General features: G+C 49.7%; 15 protein-coding genes, 4 tRNA genes and 1 riboswitch. Of the genes, 18 read left to right on the top strand and 1 reads right to left on the bottom strand.

The genetic code is table 11. From position 1 onward, the window contains the following. Positions 1-10 precede the first annotated feature (10 nt). The 3 genes from thrC (at position 11) to OXH16_23650 (ending at position 3,553) form a co-directional block, all read left to right on the top strand. Positions 11-1,360: a threonine synthase gene (gene thrC, locus OXH16_23660; GenBank protein ID MCY3684401.1), complete on the top strand. Its 1,350-nt coding sequence runs from the start codon at positions 11-13 to the stop codon at positions 1,358-1,360. Positions 1,361-1,453: 93 nt separating this feature from the next. Continuing rightward, positions 1,454-1,529: riboswitch (SAM riboswitch) on the top strand. Between the two features lie 70 nt (positions 1,530-1,599). Further along, positions 1,600-2,793, top strand: a complete 1,194-nt coding sequence (locus tag OXH16_23655) for an aminotransferase class I/II-fold pyridoxal phosphate-dependent enzyme (GenBank protein MCY3684400.1) — start codon at positions 1,600-1,602, stop codon at positions 2,791-2,793. Further along, positions 2,780-3,553 carry a DUF4013 domain-containing protein gene (locus OXH16_23650; GenBank protein MCY3684399.1) on the top strand — a complete coding sequence of 258 codons (774 nt, stop codon included), beginning with the start codon at positions 2,780-2,782 and terminating at the stop codon, positions 3,551-3,553. The genes OXH16_23655 and OXH16_23650 overlap by 14 nt, the downstream gene beginning before the upstream one ends. A 71-nt stretch (positions 3,554-3,624) precedes the next feature. Here OXH16_23650 and OXH16_23645 read toward each other — a convergent pair whose 3' ends face one another. Further along, complete coding sequence (locus OXH16_23645; GenBank protein MCY3684398.1) at positions 3,625-4,539, bottom strand: TIM barrel protein; 915 nt, start codon at positions 4,537-4,539, stop codon at positions 3,625-3,627. A 163-nt stretch (positions 4,540-4,702) separates the two neighbouring features. On the opposite strand from OXH16_23645, the gene OXH16_23640 reads away from it, so the two are divergent. The 15 genes from OXH16_23640 (at position 4,703) to fusA (ending at position 19,203) form a co-directional block, all read left to right on the top strand. Then, positions 4,703-4,788, top strand: a tRNA-Tyr gene (locus OXH16_23640). A gap of 215 nt (positions 4,789-5,003) precedes the next feature. Further along, positions 5,004-5,080, top strand: a tRNA-Gly gene (locus OXH16_23635). 24 nt (positions 5,081-5,104) lie between these two features. Then, positions 5,105-5,180: transfer RNA gene (locus tag OXH16_23630), tRNA-Thr, on the top strand. Between the two features lie 12 nt (positions 5,181-5,192). Then, a tRNA-Trp gene (locus OXH16_23625) sits at positions 5,193-5,268 on the top strand. Positions 5,269-5,283: 15 nt separating this feature from the next. Then, positions 5,284-5,469 (top strand): preprotein translocase subunit SecE, encoded by a 186-nt coding sequence (gene secE, locus OXH16_23620; protein ID MCY3684397.1) that lies wholly within the window; start codon positions 5,284-5,286, stop codon positions 5,467-5,469. A gap of 29 nt (positions 5,470-5,498) precedes the next feature. Next, positions 5,499-6,035, top strand: coding sequence for a transcription termination/antitermination protein NusG (gene nusG, locus OXH16_23615; GenBank protein MCY3684396.1), 537 nt, complete (start codon positions 5,499-5,501; stop codon positions 6,033-6,035). 12 nt (positions 6,036-6,047) lie between these two features. Then, positions 6,048-6,473, top strand: a complete 426-nt coding sequence (gene rplK, locus OXH16_23610; protein MCY3684395.1) for a 50S ribosomal protein L11 — start codon at positions 6,048-6,050, stop codon at positions 6,471-6,473. A gap of 12 nt (positions 6,474-6,485) precedes the next feature. Continuing rightward, complete coding sequence (gene rplA, locus OXH16_23605) at positions 6,486-7,187, top strand: 50S ribosomal protein L1 (protein MCY3684394.1); 702 nt, start codon at positions 6,486-6,488, stop codon at positions 7,185-7,187. A 17-nt stretch (positions 7,188-7,204) separates the two neighbouring features. Beyond that, a complete protein-coding gene (rplJ, locus tag OXH16_23600; protein MCY3684393.1) occupies positions 7,205-7,738 on the top strand; it encodes a 50S ribosomal protein L10 in 534 nt (177 codons plus the stop codon). Between the two features lie 43 nt (positions 7,739-7,781). Further along, entirely contained in the window at positions 7,782-8,150 is a 369-nt protein-coding gene (gene rplL / locus OXH16_23595) for a 50S ribosomal protein L7/L12 (protein MCY3684392.1), read from the top strand. 73 nt (positions 8,151-8,223) lie between these two features. Beyond that, positions 8,224-11,997: a DNA-directed RNA polymerase subunit beta gene (gene rpoB / locus OXH16_23590; GenBank protein ID MCY3684391.1), complete on the top strand. Its 3,774-nt coding sequence runs from the start codon at positions 8,224-8,226 to the stop codon at positions 11,995-11,997. A gap of 30 nt (positions 11,998-12,027) precedes the next feature. After that, positions 12,028-16,119 carry a DNA-directed RNA polymerase subunit beta' gene (gene rpoC / locus OXH16_23585; protein ID MCY3684390.1) on the top strand — a complete coding sequence of 1,364 codons (4,092 nt, stop codon included), beginning with the start codon at positions 12,028-12,030 and terminating at the stop codon, positions 16,117-16,119. Between the two features lie 55 nt (positions 16,120-16,174). Then, entirely contained in the window at positions 16,175-16,546 is a 372-nt protein-coding gene (gene rpsL / locus OXH16_23580; GenBank protein MCY3684389.1) for a 30S ribosomal protein S12, read from the top strand. Between the two features lie 86 nt (positions 16,547-16,632). Continuing rightward, positions 16,633-17,100: a 30S ribosomal protein S7 gene (rpsG, locus tag OXH16_23575; GenBank protein ID MCY3684388.1), complete on the top strand. Its 468-nt coding sequence runs from the start codon at positions 16,633-16,635 to the stop codon at positions 17,098-17,100. Positions 17,101-17,109: 9 nt separating this feature from the next. Beyond that, the gene (fusA, locus tag OXH16_23570) at positions 17,110-19,203 is read left to right on the top strand and encodes an elongation factor G (protein ID MCY3684387.1); all 2,094 of its coding nucleotides are present in this window, start codon (positions 17,110-17,112) and stop codon (positions 19,201-19,203) included. The last annotated feature ends 16 nt before the right edge of the window (positions 19,204-19,219 follow it).

Genomic DNA, 19,219 nt, shown 5'->3' with positions numbered 1-19,219 from the left:
GGCGGTGATTATGGACGATACAACTTATAATGCGTGGTTTCGGTGTTTTGGTGGGTGTGAAGGGCGATATGCGTTGACGGATGTGATTTACGCATGCCCAACGTGCGGGGGATTGCTTGAAGTGGCGCACGATATGGAGGTGCTCAAACGCAAGTCGGGCAGTTATTGGCGCGGGTTGTTTGATAAGCGCTATATGACGACAGAATGGCCTTATGGCAGTTCGGTGTGGGGGAAAAAAGAACTGGTCTGCCCCGTAGTTCACGAAGACAATGTGGTGTCGATGTACGAAGGGGGAAGCAATCTGTTTTGGGCCGAGCGTTTGGGCCGAGAAATTGGCGTTGAGGATTTGTGGGTTAAGCAATGTGGTAACAGCCATACGGGGTCGTTCAAAGATTTGGGCATGACGGTGCTGGTATCCATGGTGAAACAGATGCTGTTTGAGGGGGCGCGTATTCCGGCGGTTGCGTGTGCATCTACTGGGGACACCTCGGCGGCATTGGCTGCGTATTGTGCGGCGGCAGGCATACAATCGGTGGTCTTTTTGCCGAGGGACAAAATCTCGACCGCACAACTTTTGCAACCCCTGGCCAATGGTGCGCTGGTGCTGAGTTTGGAGACGGACTTTGATGGATGTATGAGGCTCGTGCAGGAGATTTGTCGCGAGGAGAATATTTATTTGGCCAATTCGATGAATTCACTGCGGGTAGAGGGACAAAAAACGATCAGCATCGAATTGGTGCAACAATTTGATTGGGACGTGCCCGATTGGGTTGTGATTCCCGGCGGAAATCTGGGCAATGTGAGTGCGCTTGGTAAGGGGTTTCTCGAAATGGAAGCCCTCGGTCTCATTGACCGGTTGCCGCGCATTGCGGTTGCCCAGGCCGATAGGGCAAACCCGCTCTACCAGAGTTTTGAAAAGAATTTTGATAGTTTTGAACCGATTCAGGCACAGCCGACATTGGCGAGTGCGATCCAGATCGGCAATCCAGTGAGTCGGGAAAAGGCGATTCAAACGCTCAAAATATTTGGTGGTGTCGTGGAGCAAGCCAGCGAGGAGGAATTGGCCGATGCGGCTGCGCGTGCCGACCGCACGGGTTTGTTTGCCTGCCCGCATACCGGGGTGGCTTTCGCAGCATTGTTCAAGTTGGTTGACAGGGGTGTGATTCAGAAAAGCGATCGGGTGATCGTGATTTCAACGGCTCACGGGTTGAAGTTTAGCGAATTTAAGCTCGGGTATCATCGGGATCAGTTACAGGACTGGGGTGTCGGCCCGCATTACCAAAATGAACCCGTTGTGTTGCCTCCTGAAGTCGATGCGGTAAAAAAGGCGATTTTCGATCGGATTGAAGCCAACCGATAGTTGACAGGTATCCGCAGATGGACGCAGATAAAATCAGATACTCAATGCGGAAGTTGACAGGGTTGAAGGTTTTGTTTACATTCCAGAAATATACCTATAGCAAGTGGTGATTTGCGGCATATTGCAGCCACTTTAAACAAGTCGCTAAAAAGTTATTCCCAAAACCGGGCTTTTTAGTCCGGTTTTTTTGCGTACTGCGCGGGCTTTTTTAGCTCCGCTTTTTTTTTGGGAGATGGCGCATGTCTGAAAAGTGCGAGACGCACGCGCCCTGTTCGGGGACACGGGCCGTTCATGCAGGTGAAGAAAGGGGACACTGGGGAAAATCTCTGACAGTGCCCATTGCCCAGACATCGACTTATGTATTTGAAGATACGCATGCGGTTAAAGCATTTGTAGCGGGCAAAAATCCACAGATCGACTATGGGCGCTACGGCAATCCAACACAGCATGCCGCCGAATCCAAGCTCGCAGAGTTGGAAGGCGCAGAGGCCGCTATTTTATTTTCTTCGGGTATGAGTGCTGTGACAACGACACTGCTGGGCATGCTGTCAACAGGGCACCACGCGGTGATTATGGATGACTGCTATCGCAAGACCGCGCAATTTTGCCAGATGGTGTTGCGAAAATTTGGTATTGAAACCACATTTGTACACGCGGGTGATTACGCCGAATTAGAAGGCGCAATCAGGAATAACACACGGGTGATTATTTCCGAATCTCCGACAAATCCACATCTCAATGTGATCGATTTGGAAAAGCTGGTCGATATTGGAAAAAGGCATCGGGTCAAGACGATTATTGACAGTACATTTGCCACGCCCTTAAACCAGCGCCCGCTCGAATTTGGCGTCGATCTGGTCATTCATTCGGCGACCAAGTATTTGGGAGGTCACAACGATTTGATGGCTGGTGCTGTGCTGGGCAATGCGCCCCTTGTGGGTGCGATTCGCGACTATCGAGGTATTTTGGGAGGGGTGATCGATCCGCATTGTGCTTATTTGCTGATCCGGGGGATCAAGACTTTTCCATTGCGAATGGTCAGGCAAAATGAAACGGCACTGGTGCTGGCGCGGTTTTTGGAAAAGCACGATCGGGTAAAGCGCGTGTATTATCCCGGTTTGGAAAGCCACCCACACCACGATGTTGCCAAAGCGCAGATGCGTGGATTTGGTGGGCTGGTGAGTTTTGATTTAGATGCGAATGAAGCAGGGACGCTGGATTTTATTGACCGCTTGAAAATCCCGTGTATCGGGGCCAGTCTGGGAGGTGTGGAGAGTCTCGTTTCGCATCCCGCATCTATTTCGTATTACGAATTGGCGCGCGAAGACCGATTGGCTATTGGCATTGCCGATGAACTGGTGCGCTATGCAGTAGGGATAGAAGATACCGAGGATATTATTGCCGATGTTGGACAGGCACTTGACGCAGTCTGACATGTGGAAAGCTATGTTTGGCATTATTTTGTTCAATACGCTTCGCACTCTGTTTCAGACGCCCCGCTGGTGGGGAAAAATTATTCCTGGCGGCGTATTAAATTTGCCGCCTGCACTGGTGCTGGCGCTGATTTTCACCGAGCAAATCGGGCTTGGGATGGGGTGTGTGTTGCTGATTGTGACCATAGGACTTTTGTGCATTGCCTGGGGCTACTTATACCGGATTTTTGTCGATGCGCTCAACGGTACTGAATCACTACACTTGCCTTCGTGGGGCAATTGGTGGGCTTATGGCGTTGCGGGCTTCTGGTTGTTTCTCATTGTCCTGGGATATAGCGTCATTGGCGTTGCGGGTTTTGTAATGGTGGTTTCGGTATTGGGGTTGATACCGAGTTCTGTAGAAGAGGCCGGGTCTCTGGCGCTGTTGTTGCTATTCACGGTTATCTTTTTTTATGGTTTTTTCCCCATTGTATTTACGCGATTTGCTGCCGAAGGGCGCGTGTGGATGGCATTCGAACCGGGGCCTGTTTGGCGGGATTTGCGCCAGATTGTCAGGGTCGATTATATTCAAGCGTGTTTTGGTCTGTTTGGGATCTCTCTGCTCGGCAGTTTGATATTGGGACAGTTGTCCCTGGTAGGGGTGGTTCTGACTGCTGTGTTTAATTTTTTTTTAATGGTGGTTTTCACCCGGGTTTTAGGCCTGTTGATCCGCAGGGCATTAAAGCCTGGACCGCCCGCACGAAGTGAATATTGGAATTGAGCATTTCGCGATAAAAAAATAGCCGGACCTTACCCTTTTGGGAAAGCCCGGCTATTGTAGTTTGTGTGCGTTTAGACTTGTGCCCACGCCTCGTCGAGTACGCGCTTGGCATTGGCAATAATGATTTCCGAGGATTCTCCTTCCATCGGGGCGACCTCAAAGCTCAAAATGGGGCGCTTATCGGGGTCGAGATAACCGATGTTGAGCAGTTCGCGGAGAAATTCCACAACTTCGGGTACATCGTTTTCGCCATCTTCGCAGCCAAAGCGAGGATGGTTATCGCCATAGGCCGGATGATTGGGGTTGGACATCACGCAATTGCCAACGTGCATGTGGACGATGTGATCCCGAGCGATGTTGATGGCGTAAACCGTGCTTTCACCCTGAAGTGGAAAATGGCTCAAATCGAGCATCAGGCCAAAATGGGGATACTGGCGTCTGAGGCGGTTTGAGACTTCAACGGCGAGGGCATTGGGTCCTACAATACAATTTTTGCCGTAAGGTACGCGGTCAAAGGTCTCAAGTACAATATCCATATTCTTTTCGCCGGCATAGTCGCAGAGTTGGCTCAGTGAATCTACCAGCAGGTCGAGACCTTCTTCGCGGCCTTCGGGTCCTGGGTCTAAGCCTGAAAGCAGGGCACAGCCAGGCGCACCGAGTTCTTCAGCCTGGTCAATTCCCGCTTTGACAGCGTCAACAGCACTTTGACGGTGGGCGACATCAAGGGAATTGATATTGAGCTGGTTGCCCAGTAGAATGGGTTGCGCGCCAAAAGCCACATCCATGTGGGCAGCGGTGAGCAAGTCGCGTGCTTGTGCTCGCACTTGCGGATCTTTCATGTGGGTGACTTCAACGACCTGAAAATAGGGATCAAGGGCGATTTTTTCCAGGGTTTCCAAAATGGGCCCTTCGCCGCCAATGCAAGCTTTATAGGCCATAAAGTGAACAATACCAATACGCGCATAGTTTTGGATGGGGTCGGTCATTTTGCTCCTTTCACACCAGGCATCTGATAGTAGGTTAAATGCGGAAAATTGAACTCGGAAAATAGCAAAGGTAGGCAGATTTGTCAATCTGCAATTGGCGTTGAGCGATTTTAGCCTTGACTATCAAAATATCTTCTGGTATTTTTTTCAGGCTGTATAGACTGGGGGGTTACCAAAGCGGCCAACTGGGGCAGACTGTAAATCTGCTGGCTTATGCCTTCGGTGGTTCGAATCCGCCACCCCCCACCAAAACTTCAATAGTTTCTTCCCCAAGACACAGCGGGCGAGTCAGACCTACAAAACACCGACTTCCCATTTTTTAGATCTATTTACAGGTTGGAGTTTATACAAAATTCTCTTGACCTGAGACCGCCTTTTTCATATCTTACCAATTCTCGGAAAAATATTTTTTAGTAATACCGAATCCCTTTTGTAGAAAAGGGTTGTTTTTTATACATAGCCGGGCGGGAATAGCTCAGTTGGCCAGAGCGTCAGCCTTCCAAGCTGAGGGTCGCGGGTTCGAGTCCCGTTTCCCGCTCCAGAACCTCAAGTGGGATTGCCCAACGCCCATGTAGCTCAGACGGTAGAGCACTTCCTTGGTAAGGAAGAGGTCACCGGTTCAAGTCCGGTCGTGGGCTCCATTGTTTTTGGGTAGGTCAGTAGCTCAACTGGTAGAGCATCGGTCTCCAAAACCGACGGTTGCGGGTTCAAGTCCTGCCTGGCCTGCCATTTTTTTATTTTCTTATGTTTAGCAAAATCAGTCAATTTCTCGGTGAAGTGCGCGTTGAAATGGGAAAGGTCACCTGGCCTACTCGTGACGAACTCAAGTCATCGACTACAATTGTGCTTATATTGTCACTTGCACTGGCCGGATTCATTTATATTGTGGATACTTTTTTGGCGAGTATTATGGAGTTTATCCTGATTTAAGGAATTTTTTGTTGGGGAGTCTTTGACCGATGAAATGGTACGTTGTCCACACCTATTCTGGGCACGAGAATAAGGTCAAGAGCTATATTGAGGCCGCCAAAGAAAACATCGATGTTGGCGACAAAATTGGTCGGGTGATCGTGCCAACTGAGGAAGTCGTCGAGATGAAGGATGGACGGAAAACGACTTCCCTCAAGAAATTTTTACCCAGTTATCTTTTGGTTGAACTGGATATGGACAAGGAGTCCCTATATTTTGTTACCAGTGTGCCGGGTGTGACGAGCTTTGTTGGTCCTGGTCGAAGACCACAACCTCTGCGCGAAGAAGAAGTGAACCGCATTTTGGGGCAAATTGAGCGTCGTCCCGTTGAGGAAACTTCTGATGTGCCCTATCAAGTGGGCGATCGGGTCAAGGTGATTGATGGGCCTTTCAGCGATTTTATTGGTCTGGTTGACGACATCAATCCAGAAAAAAGCAAGATCAAAGTGATGGTTAGCATCTTTGGGCGCAACACACCTGTAGAATTAGATGTTTTACAGGTTGAAGAGGCAGTCGAATCGCGATAAAGAAAGGCACCAATGGCCAGAAAAATTCTCACAACAATCAAGTTACAAATTCCCGCTGGACAGGCGACGCCCACACCACCTGTTGGCCCAGCTTTGGGACAGCACGGCGTCAATATTATGGAATTTTGCAAAGCTTTTAATGCACAAACCCAGGATAAACAGGGTTTGATAATTCCCGCGATCATCACGGTTTATGCCGACAGGAGCTTTTCTTTTGAGTTGAAGAGTCCGCCTGCAGCCGTGTTGCTCAAGAGGGCGGCGGGGATTGTCAAAGGGTCGCCGGAATCCAACCGGGAAAAAATGGGCTCCGTGACCGATGCGCAACTCCAGGAAATTGCAGAAATGAAAGTTCAAGACCTCAACGCGGGTAGCATCGAAGCTGCCAAGCGCATGATTGCTGGAACGGCTCGCAGTATGGGCCTGACCGTCAACAATTGACCGGAGGTATGTATGGCACGAGGGCAATCCAAACGCTATAAACAAGCGGCCGCGCTTTTTGACCGCCAAACGCATTACGGTCTGGCAGAAGCCGTTGATATATTAAAAAAAATGCCCACTCGCAAATTTGACGAAACAGTTGAACTCTCGTTTCGATTGGGCGTTGATCCGCGGCAAGCCGATCAACTCGTGCGCGGCACAGTCGCCTTGCCACACGGGCTGGGCAAGTCCGTGCGCGTTGCTGTTTTTGCCAGAGGTGAGCCCGCCGCTGCTGCCGAAGAGGCGGGAGCAGATTTTGTAGGTGCCGAAGACCTGGTGGAAAAGATCAATGGCGGATGGACAGATTTTGATGTGGCGATTGCCACGCCCGACATGATGGGGCAGGTCGGGCGATTGGGGCGCATTCTCGGTCCTCGAGGCCTGATGCCCAATCCCAAGAGTGGTACGGTGACACCCGATGCGGCTCGTGCTGTGCAGGAAGCCAAAGCGGGGCGGGTAGAATACCGGGTCGATAGAACGGCCAATGTGCATACGCCTGTGGGCAAAGCGTCTTTTGATGCAAAGCGTCTTCAGGAGAATGCTCAGGTATTGATCGATGCAATTGTCAGAGCGCGTCCATCTGCTACGAAAGGACAATACATGCGCTCGGTCACATTATCTACCACAATGGGACCGGGAATACGCCTGGATCGTACGGCACTGACGGCTAATTGAACAAGGAAGGTACAGAAATGCCAACTGCTGAAAAAGAGGCTACTGTCGCCGAGTTGACAGATATCTTAAAACGAGCCAAAGGGTTGTATCTAACTGACTTTACGGGATTGGATGTTCCTTCATTTACCCTGTTGCGCAAGCAACTCCGCGAAGAGTCTATTTCTTATCTGGTAATAAAGAATCGCTTGGCTAAATTGGCGGTTAAACAAGCCGGAGTTGAGGGGCTCGACGATGTGTTCCGCGGTCCCACTGGGCTTGTCTGCGCCGATGAAGATCCCGTAGCACCGGCTCGCGTATTGGCCAAATTTGCCGAAGAGACCGAAGGCAAGCCCGCGATTAAAGCCGGGTATATCGATGGCGAGGTCTTTGTCGCAGAGCAGATTGAGCGACTGGCTGAAATACCTTCGCGCGATGTTCTGCTGGGCCAGATGGTATCTGCAATACAAAGCCCGATAAGCGGCCTTGCCTTTACGCTGAATGGCATTTTGCAAAAACTCGTTGGTACACTTCAAGCTGTTGCAGATAAAAGAAAAGAAGAAGGCGGCGAATAGACCGCTTATCACACCCAATTCATTGTTGGATGGAGGCATATTCATGGCTGTTGAATCTATCATTAGCGAAATTGAAAAACTCTCGGTGCTCGAGTTGGCTGAATTGGTCAAAGCACTTGAGGAAAAGTTTGGTGTGACTGCACAGGCAGCTGTTGTTGCAGCACCCGGTGGCGATGCTGCTGCTCCCGCTGTTGAAGAGCAGACGGAATTCGATGTTATTTTGTCTTCTTCTGGAGACAAAAAAATCCAGGTGATCAAGGTTGTCCGCGGCATTACCGCGTTGGGGCTTAAAGAAGCCAAAGCTCTTGTTGATGGGGCCCCCAATGCCGTTAAAGAAGGCGTAGAAAAAGAAGAAGCCGAACAGATTAAGGCAGAACTGGAAGAAGCCGGTGCGGTGGTGGAACTCAAGTAGGGTTGTTGTAAGTTTGTGCAGCAATTAAAATCCGTAACTGACCGTTAGCCTTCCAGCACAGGAGCGTGAGCCCTTGGCAGATAGAGGATTTATTGACCGGAAATCGTACGGAACTCTCACGTCTGCAATCGAAATGCCGAATCTGCTGGATATCCAGCTCGATTCTTATGACTGGTTTTTACAGAAGGATTTACCGCCTGGAGCACGCGAGAAACAAGGCCTCCAGGCGGTCTTCCACGGTATCTTCCCGATAACAGACGCCCACAATCTCTATTCTTTAGAGTTTGTCGATTATTCCGTTGGAACTCCCAAATACGATGTACAGGAATGTCTCGAACGCGGTACGACTTATGCCGTGCCTCTGCGTTCAACGCTTCGTCTGATTTCTCGAGAAAAGCAGGGAAATGGCGAATTTCGCGTTAAAGATATCGTCGAGCAGACGGTGTTCTTAGGCGAATTGCCGCTGATGACCGATGAAGGCACATTTGTCATCAACGGTTCAGAACGCGTGATCGTGAGCCAATTACACAGGTCTCCTGGCGTATTTTTTGACGATGCTATTCATCCAAATGGCAAGCGTTTATTTTCCGCCAGAATCATTCCCGACAACGGAGCCTGGCTCGAATTTAGTCTCGATATCAACGATATTATGTACGTTCATATCGACCGCAAACGCAAATTGCCGGTCACGACTTTGTTGAGAGCGTTGGGATTTGACAAGTCCGAGGAAATTCTGGGCATTTTTCACGGTGATACCAGCGTCAAATTTTCTGAAGAACTCGTCGATCACATTGTTACCGAAGATGTGGTAAATAAAAAGACGGGAGAAGTGATTGTCGAAGCATATACCACGTTGACAGAAGAGCATCTCTTAGCCCTTAACGAAAATCGGATCGGCAAAGTCACAGTGATGGATATCGATCCCGAAAATGATGGCGGGATTATTACCAATACGCTGGACAAAGATCCGTGTGACAATGAAGAAGAAGCGCTCTCGCGGATTTATAGCCTGCTGCGCCCTGGCGACCCGCCGAATATTGAAACTGCGCGCGGATTGCTCGAGCGAAATTTTTTCAGTCCCAGGCGGTATAATCTGGGTACTGTCGGGCGCTATCGCATTAACCAGCGTCTGGATATGGTCGATAATATTCCGCTTGACTTCACCATGCTGTGTATTGATGACTTTATCAAAGTCATTGGGTATCTACTCACTCTGGCTATGGGGGAGGGGTTTACCGATGATATCGATCATCTGGGCAATCGGCGGGTGCGCTCTGTAGGCGAGTTGCTTTCCAAGCAATTTAGTATTGGTTTAGCACGCATGGCGCGCACGATTAGGGAGCGCATGAGTTTACGCGACTCCGAGCAACTTACGCCCCACGATCTGGTCAACGCACGGACGGTATCTACTGTGGTTCAGGCTTTTTTTGGCAGTAGCCAATTGTCGCAGTTTTTACAGCAAATCAATCCGCTTGACGAATTGACCCACAAACGCCGTTTGTCGGCATTAGGGCCGGGGGGATTAACGCGCGACCGGGCGGGGTTTGAGGTGCGCGATGTGCATCACACACACTACGGCCGCATTTGTCCCATCGAAACGCCCGAAGGCCCAAATATCGGCCTGATTGTGTCTGTGGCAACTTATGCCAAGGTCAATCCCTTCGGATTTCTCGAGACGCCCTATCGAAAGGTCAAAAAAGGCAAGGTTACGCGGGATATTGCATATTTGCCTGCTGACGAAGAAGATCGTCATACCATTGCGCAGGCCAATCTAGCTCTTGGGGACAAGGGCGAGTTTCAAAATAATGTCGTGCAGGCGAGGCGGCGAGGTGATTTTCCCGTGGTCGATCCCGAAGCGATTGATTATATGGATGTTTCGCCTTTCCAGCTTGTGAGTGCCGCCGCCGGACTCATTCCTTTTCTCGAGCACGATGAGGCCAACCGCGCGTTGATGGGGTCCAATATGCAGCGGCAAGGTGTACCTCTCTTAATCACGGATGCCCCGCGTGTTGGAACGGGTCTCGAGCGCAAAGTAGCCGTTGATTCAAAAGCTGTGATCGTCGCGAAAAACGCTGGCGTTGTGACGTATGTCAGTGCCGACAAAATTGTCGTTAAGCGCAGAAAGGGGCGCAGCGTTGAAACCATTTCGCTGTCTGATGAAGACATTTACGATCTGACCAAATTCAAGCGATCCAATCAAGATTTTTGTATCAACCAGCGTCCGGCCGTACAGGTTGGTGATAAGGTTGAAAAAGGTCAGTTATTGGCTGATGGTTGTGCCACAGATAGAGGAGATCTCGCACTTGGTGCCAATGTGCTCGTGGCATTTATGTCGTGGCACGGTTACAATTTTGAGGATGCCATTATTGTTTCTGAGCGGCTCATTAAGAAGGATATTTTTACTTCGATTAGTATTGAAGAATTTGAGCTTCAGGTGCGTGATACTAAACGCGGCACAGAAGAAATCACGCGTGAAATTCCCAACGTGAGTGAGCAGGCTGTTCGGAATTTGGATGAGCACGGCATCATTCGCGTGGGAGCAGAGGTCAATCAGGGGGATATTCTCGTTGGGAAGGTGACCCCGAAGGGCGAAACTGAATTATCGCCTGAAGAGCGTTTGTTGCGCGCGATTTTTGGCGAAAAGGCTGGCGATGTGCGCGATGCATCGCTCAAAGCCCCTCCGGGAATGGATGGCGTGGTTATGGATCGCAAAGTTTTTTCTCGCAAAGAGCGCGATGAAAAGACGCGAAATGAAGATAAAGAAAAGACCAGAGTTGCCCAAAAACGCATTGCCGACAAGATTGAGTCATTAAAACAAAGCCGTGATCAGCAGGTTTTAGCTCTTCTCAAAAACCGCAGAGTCAATACCCTGCGCGATGAAGATGGTACGGTAATAGTAAAGGCTGGCACGGCGTTGAATGAAAAAACGCTGGAAAAATTTGCCCTGGGCACAGTGACACCCGATGGGGATTGGTGTGACAGCCCAGCGACAAGTCAAAAGGTGGATCGATTAGTTGAACTGGCCGACCACTTGATACAGCAGGCGGAAGAAGAACTCGAGCGAGAGCTTGAAAAAATCGCGCGCGGAGATGAACTTCCGCCGGGCATTGTGCAACTGGTGAAGGTGTATGTCGCTCGCAAAAGAAAGCTGATGGTAGGGGATAAAATGGCTGGTAGGCACGGCAACAAGGGTGTAATTTCGATTATTGTGCCCGAAGAAGATATGCCCTATTTGCCCGATGGTACGCCCATTGATCTGGTTTTGAATCCGCTCGGTGTACCATCTCGCATGAATCTTGGCCAAATCCTCGAAACTCATTTGGGTTGGGCTGCCCACAAACTGGATCTCCACTTTGCAACCCCTGTGTTCGATGGCGCGAGTATGGACGATGTCCAGGATATGTTGCAAAAAGCAGGTTTGCCCGAAAATGGAAAAACACTCCTTTACGATGGACAAACCGGGGAACCGTTTGATAAAGAAGTGATGGTCGGTATTATTTATATGTTAAAACTGTCGCATCTGGTCAGCGATAAGATTCACGCGCGTTCAATTGGACCCTATTCACTGGTCACGCAGCAGCCTTTGGGCGGCAAAGCCCAATTTGGCGGACAGCGCTTTGGTGAAATGGAAGTTTGGGCGCTCGAAGCTTATGGTGCTGCACACATGTTACAGGAAATGCTCACTGTCAAATCCGATGATGTGGCAGGCAGATCCAAAATTTACGAGACCATTGTAAAGGGAGAAAATCCACCCGAACCCGGCGTGCCGGAATCATTTAATGTTCTGGTCAAAGAATTGCAAAGCCTGTGTTTGGACGTGGTACTTGAAAACGCGCAGATTGACTGACGACATAAGATTTGAAAAGGGGGTTCTCTCGTGGCCGATACCAATTTTGCCAATCAACCCTTAGATTTTAATTCTATTCGCATTCAACTAGCTTCGCCGGATACCATCCGCGGGTGGTCGCGCGGCGAGGTTACCAAACCCGAAACTATCAATTACCGGTCTTTTAAGCCCGAGCGCGATGGATTATTTTGCGAATGCATTTTTGGGCCTGTCAAAGACTGGGAGTGCCATTGTGGTAAATACAAGCGCATTCGGTATCGAGGTGTGGTATGCGACCGATGTGGGGTAGAAGTGACCCAATCAAAGGTCAGACGGGAGCGGCTGGGACACATCGAATTGGCGGTTCCGGTGACACATATCTGGTTTTTTAAGTCTCTCCCATCCCGCATGGGGTATTTGCTCAATCTTTCCGTTCGCAATCTCGAGCGGATCATTTACTACGAATCGTATGTGGTGCTCGATCCCGGCGACGCGCCCGATCTCAAATCCAAGGATTTGCTCACTGAAGATGAGGTGATTGATCTCGAAGATGAAGGGTATTCATTTGAGGTCGATATGGGGGCTGGTGCGATCAAAAAACTGCTGTCTGCGATCGATATTGAGGATTTGTCTGCGGAACTGCGAACGCAAGCTCGTTTCGAGACTTCGGTGCAACGCAAGCAAGAAGCGCTCAAACGCCTCAAGGTCGTCGAGGCGTTCCGTCAATCGGATAATCAGCCCGATTGGATGATCCTAGATGTGATTCCCGTCATTCCGCCCGACTTGCGTCCTCTTGTACCCTTAGAGGGGGGGCGGTTTGCAACTTCTGATCTCAATGATTTGTATCGCCGCGTGATCAATAGAAATAATCGGCTGAAAAAACTGATTGAAATCAAAGCACCTGAAGTCATTTTACGCAATGAAAAACGCATGCTTCAAGAGGCTGTAGATGCTCTGTTTGACAATGGTCGTCGGTCTCGCGCTGTTCGCGGTGACGGCAATCGATCCCTCAAGTCGCTTTCCGATCTACTCAAGGGTAAACAGGGCCGATTCCGCCAGAATCTTTTGGGTAAACGCGTCGATTATTCGGGTCGTTCTGTGATTGTGGTCGATCCTCATTTGAGGCTTTATCAATGCGGGCTTCCCAAACATATGGCTCTGGAATTATTCAAGCCATTTATTATTCGACGGCTTGAAGAAAAGGGCCTTGTTCAAACCGTTAAAAGTGCGAAGAAATTAGTCGAACGCGAGCGCGTTGAAGTATGGGATATCCTCGAAGAAATTATCCAGGATCACTGCGTTTTGCTCAATCGCGCCCCAACATTGCACCGCCTGGGTATTCAGGCGTTTTTACCCGTGCTCGTAGAAGGCAAAGCCATTCGCATTCATCCGCTGGTCTGTGCGGCATTTAATGCCGATTTCGATGGCGATCAGATGGCCGTGCATCTGCCGCTTTCTTTCGAAGCCCAGATTGAAGCACGGGTATTGATGTTGTCGTCAAACAATTTGCTCAAACCCGCCGATGGATCGCCTGTTGTGGTCGATAAACCCCAGGAAATAGCTTTAGGCCTTTATTATTTGACAAAAATTGTTCACGGCAAGGAAGAAAATCTCAAAACCTTTAGCAGTACCAATGAAGCTCGCATGGCGTATGATTTTGAACGCATTGACCTGCATGAAGCCGTGCGCGTTCGCATAGATGGTGGACTTTTGACAACCACGGTTGGGCGTGTCATTTTTAATGAAATTATACCCGAAACGATGCCCTTTATCAATGAATTGATCGATGACAAAGGCATCCGCAAAGTTTCTTCTGAAGTCCACAGTCGGTATGGCAACCGCATTACGACAGATTTTCTCGACGGCTTGAAGCAACTGGGATATGATTATGCGACGCGGTCGGGTATTTCGATTGCAGTGAGCGATGTAGTCGTGCCTCCCGAAAAGGAAGAGTTGATTACCGATGCTATGGACGAAGTCGAAAAAATTATCGAACAACACGCAATCGGGGCTATTACTGAAGGCGAACGCTATAACAAAGTGATTGATGTGTGGCAGCATACGACCAATCACATTGCGCAGGCCATGATCGGTGCATTTGAAAAAGCCGAAGATGGCTTCAATTCTATCTGGATTATGAAGGATTCGGGCGCGCGAGGAAACGACGATCAGATCAAGCAACTCGGCGGTATGCGCGGGTTGATGAATAAACCGCAAAAGAAATTGACGGGAGCGATTGGCGAAATTATTGAAACGCCTATTATTTCGTCGCTCAAAGAAGGTCTGACCGTACTCGAGTATTTTATTTCGACACACGGCAGTCGCAAAGGGCTGGCAGATACAGCCTTGAAGACCGCTGAAGCGGGCTACTTGACGCGTCGCATGGTGGATGTATCGCAAGATGTGGTTATTTCTGAATCCCATTGCGGAACGATATTGGGCATTGAAATGGAAGCCCTGAAGGAAGGCGAAGAAGTTGTTGAATCGCTGTCTGACCGCATTGTAGGACGTACAGTGCAGGAAGATGTCGAAGACCCCATTACGGGTGACCGCATTGTTGAGGCAGGCGTTTTGTTAAATGAAGAATTGGCCGACAAAATTGCCGATGCAGGTATTGAGCGCGTCTTTGTACGGTCCGTATTGACGTGTGAAACTCGACGGGGGGTCTGTATGGCCTGTTATGGTCGCAACCCCGCCACCGGGCTACCCGTTGATATTGGAGAGGCCGTGGGTGTTATCGCAGCGCAGAGTGTGGGCGAACCCGGAACGCAATTGACATTGCGCACTTTTCATATAGGGGGTACTTCCAGTCGCATTGCCGAGCAGGCCGAGATTGGTGCAAAGCGTGCGGGCAAAGTCATCTTTAAGCATCTCGAGTTTGTGCAGCGCGATGCAGATTCATGGGTTGTGGTCGGTCGGAATGGCGAGATCGAAGTGCAAGATGATCAGGGTCGCGTAAGGGGAGGGCACTACCATGTGCCGCATGGAGCTGTGTTGCGAGTGGCAGAAGGACAAGATGTGGAAGAGGACCAGGCACTCTACGAATGGGACCCTTATAACAATGTAATCGTATCGCCCAAAGCTGGTAAGGTTCAGTTTGGAGACCTCGTAGAAGGGGTGACATATCGCGAAGAGATCGACGAAACCACCAGTATTGCCGGACTGGTCGTGATTGAGCACCGAGACCGCACCTTATCTCCGCACATTAAGGTTGTTGGTGAAGATGGCGAAGATCTAGGGCATTATATCATTCCCCTGGGAGCGCGACTGGTGGTGCGCGATGGCGACCAGGTAGCAGATGGCGATACGCTGGCTAAAATTTCGCGTGAACGCAGCAAAACACGAGATATTACAGGTGGTTTGCCGCGTGTAGCTGAGCTTTTTGAGGCGCGTCGCCCCAAAGAGGCTTCAGTGGTAACAGAAATTAATGGCTCGGTGCGCTTTGGTCGCATGGTGAGAGGCTCGCGAGTTGTCCTGGTTACGGCTGATGAGGGCGAAGAAAAAAAATACACCATTCCCTATGGACGACATCTGCGGGTACAAGAAGGGGATCGCGTAACTGCGGGGGATCGCCTGTCTGAGGGTTCGGTAAATCCACACGATATTCTGGCCATTTTGGGGGATCGAAAAGTTCAGGAGTATCTCGTCGATGAGATACAGCAAGTTTATCGGCTCCAGGGTGTGAAAATCAATGATAAGCATATTGAAACCATCGTTCGACAGATGTTGCAGAAAGTGCAGGTGACAGATCCTGGCGATACCAATTTTCTCGAAGACGAACTCGTTGACCGATTCCGCTTCCTCGATGAAAATGATAAGGTTATTGCCGAGGGGGGTGATCCCGCAACATTTAATCCCGTCTTGTTGGGGATTACTCGAGCCTCTCTTTTGACCGAGAGTTTCATTTCTGCAGCTTCTTTCCAGGAAACGACCCGGGTACTTACTGAAGCAGCAGTACAGGGTAAGGTTGACACGCTGTTGGGATTAAAGGAAAATGTGATTATCGGACACCTCATTCCCGCCGGTACAGGTGCTTTGAGATACCGCGATTTGGATACAGATGTGGTGGAAGAATCGCAGGTTTTTGATACCCTTGCAGAAGAGAACACGGAAAGCATTGGTTTACCTCCAATTAATGCTTGACAGCTACCATTATACCAGGTATATTACAAGTCTCCCATAATTAAGGAGGTTGAGTTTGCCCACAATTAATCAACTGGTTCGGAAGGGGCGAAAAGCCAAGCGCAAGCGTTCTTCTGCACCTGCTCTGAGAGCATGTCCTCAAAAACGCGGTGTTTGTACACGTGTTTATACTACAACACCCAAAAAGCCCAATTCAGCGTTGCGCAAAGTCGCGCGTGTCAGGTTGACCAATGGCCTTGAAGTAACGGCTTATATTCCGGGTGAAGGGCACAATCTCATGGAGCACTCTGTGGTACTCATCCGGGGCGGTCGCGTCAAGGATCTTCCCTCTGTTCGGTATCACATTCTTCGGGGCGTACTCGATACAACTGGCGTGGAAGACCGCAAACAGGGTCGTTCCAAATACGGCACGAAAAAGGCGGGTTGATCTCAAGTGCCTATTATTCGATAAAACATGGGGGATACCACCTTGGTGGCGTATCCCCCTTATTGTAAAAAGAGGTAGATTTCGATATGCGAAAGCGGCGCGCGGAAAAACGATACCTGGCCCCAGATCCCAAATACAGCAGCCTGTTGGTGACGCGTTTTGTCAACTGCCTGTTTCGCAAAGGGAAAAAGAGTGTGGGAGAACGAATTTTTTACGAGGCACTTGATCTGGTTGAAGACCGCAGTGGAAATTCCGGCTTAGAAATTTTTGAAAAAGCACTTGACAATGTCAAACCGGTTGTCAAGGTGAGATCGCGCCGCGTCGGTGGTGCGACTTACCAGGTGCCTGAAGAAGTCCGTCCCGATGAGCGTCTTGCGCTGTCTATTCGCTGGTTAATTTTATTTGCCAGAGAACGAGGCGAAAAGACAATGGCTCAGCGTTTGGCAGGTGAATTTATGGATGCAGCAAATGGGCAAGGGCGTGCCATGCAGCGACGTGAAGAAACGCACCGCATGGCAGAAGCTAATCGCGCATTTGCGCATTATCGCTGGTAAGTGACTAAGATGGCGAGAAAATACGACTTAGAGCGCACCCGAAATATCGGGATTATGGCGCATATCGACGCAGGTAAAACCACGACAACCGAGCGCATTCTCTATTATACGGGTATTTTGCGCAGGATGGGTGAAGTGCACGATGGTGCAGCCACGATGGACTGGATGGCTCAAGAGCGCGAGCGTGGCATTACCATTACATCGGCGGCTACAACGTGTTTTTGGGATGACCATCGCATCAATATTATCGATACGCCAGGACACGTAGATTTTACCGCCGAAGTCGAGCGATCATTGCGCGTTTTAGACGGGGCAGTGGGACTATTTTGTGCAGTTGGGGGCGTTGAACCCCAAACTGAAACTGTCTGGCGTCAGGCGGACAAATATTCAGTGCCCCGGATTGCATTTGTCAACAAAATGGACCGCACGGGTGCCGATTTCGACCGCGTAGTAGAGATGATGCGTGAAAGGTTGGCGTCCAATTTTGTTCCCGTTCAGTTGCCTGTTGGATCCGGTGAGATGTTTACGGGTTTGATTGACTTGATCAAGATGAAACTCGTAACCTACGAAGACGATTCTTTAGGCACTATGTTTACGGAAGATCGTATTCCAAACGATCTGGAAGAACGCGCCTATGAAGGCCGCGAACAATTGCTGGAAGCCGTCTCCGATTTTGATGATACCTTGATGGAAAAATTTCTCGAAGGCGAAGATATCAGCGAAGATGAGATTAGAGTTGCTTTGCGCCAGGCTGTAATCAACAGCGCTGCTGTGCCTGTACTCTGTGGGTCGGCATTTAAGAACAAGGGCGTACAGCGGTTGTTGGATGCCATTGTCGCATATTTGCCTTCGCCCCGCGATGTGCCCGAAATTGTGGGACACGATCTCAAAAATTTCGACATTGGGGTTTCTCGTCCAGTTTCCACCGAAGTGCCTTTTGCTGCTTTGGCTTTTAAGGTGATGACAGATCCTTATGTCGGACGGTTGACTTATTTCCGTGTATATTCAGGCCAGTTAAATACGGGCTCTTATGTTCTCAATGCCAACAAAGGCAAACGCGAGCGCATCGGACGTGTGTTGCAAATGCACGCGAATAAACGGGAAGAGATCGATGCGGTGTCCGCGGGTGATATTGCTGCTGTTGTTGGGCTGAAAGACACGGCAACAGGAGAGACGCTTTGCGATGAAAAAGAGCCTGTGATATTGGAATCAATGGATTTTGCCAAGCCCGTGATTTCTGTGGCAATTGAACCGAGAACCAAAGCTGATCAGGATCAACTTGGTGTCGCGCTGAACAAGCTGACTGAAGAAGATCCGACTTTTCACGTAGCTATTGATCCAGATACAGGACAGACCATTATTTCGGGGATGGGTGAGTTGCATCTGGAGATTATTGTGGATCGCCTCAAGCGCGAATTCAGGGTTGAGGCCAATGTTGGCAAACCACAGGTCACTTACAAAGAGGCCATCCGCAACGCTGTCCAAAATATTCACGGTCGCTTTGTCCGCCAAAGTGGAGGTCGGGGTCAATACGGTCATGTGGTTATCAACCTGGAACCCGGTGCGCCCGGTACAGGACTTGTTTTTGAGAACAAAATTACAGGTGGTGCAATTCCGTCTGAATATATCCCTGCCGTGCGAGCTGGAATTCAGGAGGCAATGACGGGTGGCGTCCTGGCGGGGTACCCAATAGATGATGTCAAAATCGAGTTGTTTGACGGTTCCTATCACGATGTTGATTCTTCTGAAATAGCCTTCAAGATTGCTGGTTCAATAGCTTTTCAAGAGGCCGCCAAAAGGGCTAAAACTTATCTTATGGAACCTGTTTTTGATGTGGAAGTCGTTGTGCCCGAAGACTATATGGGCGATGTTATGGGTGATTTGAATGCGCGTCGAGGGCATATTGTTGGCATTGTCAACCGCCCCGATGCACAGGTTATCTCGGCCACTGTGCCGCTGAGTGAAATGTTTGGTTATGCAACAAAGTTGCGGTCTATCACACAGGGCCGCGCGATTTATTCAATGGAATTTTCCAAATTTGAGGAAATGCCGCAGAGCATCGCTGAAGACATTCTCTCTTCAGTCAATGTATTTGCAACGTAAGCGAACGCGTTTTTTT

The sequence above is a fragment of the Gemmatimonadota bacterium genome, assembly GCA_026705765.1.
Classification (GTDB): Bacteria; Latescibacterota; UBA2968; order UBA2968; family UBA2968; genus VXRD01.
This window is presented reverse-complemented; position numbering and strand designations above follow the sequence as displayed.

Coding starts and splice junctions, on each gene's coding strand:
- fusA (MCY3684387.1), top strand. CDS start 17,110: ATGGCGAGAAAATACGACTTAGAGCGCACCCGAAATATCGGGATTATG.
- secE (MCY3684397.1), top strand. CDS start 5,284: ATGTTTAGCAAAATCAGTCAATTTCTCGGTGAAGTGCGCGTTGAAATG.
- rplJ (MCY3684393.1), top strand. CDS start 7,205: ATGCCAACTGCTGAAAAAGAGGCTACTGTCGCCGAGTTGACAGATATC.
- thrC (MCY3684401.1), top strand. CDS start 11: ATGGACGATACAACTTATAATGCGTGGTTTCGGTGTTTTGGTGGGTGT.
- rplA (MCY3684394.1), top strand. CDS start 6,486: ATGGCACGAGGGCAATCCAAACGCTATAAACAAGCGGCCGCGCTTTTT.
- OXH16_23655 (MCY3684400.1), top strand. CDS start 1,600: ATGTCTGAAAAGTGCGAGACGCACGCGCCCTGTTCGGGGACACGGGCC.
- OXH16_23645 (MCY3684398.1), bottom strand. CDS start 4,539: ATGACCGACCCCATCCAAAACTATGCGCGTATTGGTATTGTTCACTTT.
- rplL (MCY3684392.1), top strand. CDS start 7,782: ATGGCTGTTGAATCTATCATTAGCGAAATTGAAAAACTCTCGGTGCTC.
- rpsG (MCY3684388.1), top strand. CDS start 16,633: ATGCGAAAGCGGCGCGCGGAAAAACGATACCTGGCCCCAGATCCCAAA.
- rplK (MCY3684395.1), top strand. CDS start 6,048: ATGGCCAGAAAAATTCTCACAACAATCAAGTTACAAATTCCCGCTGGA.
- nusG (MCY3684396.1), top strand. CDS start 5,499: ATGAAATGGTACGTTGTCCACACCTATTCTGGGCACGAGAATAAGGTC.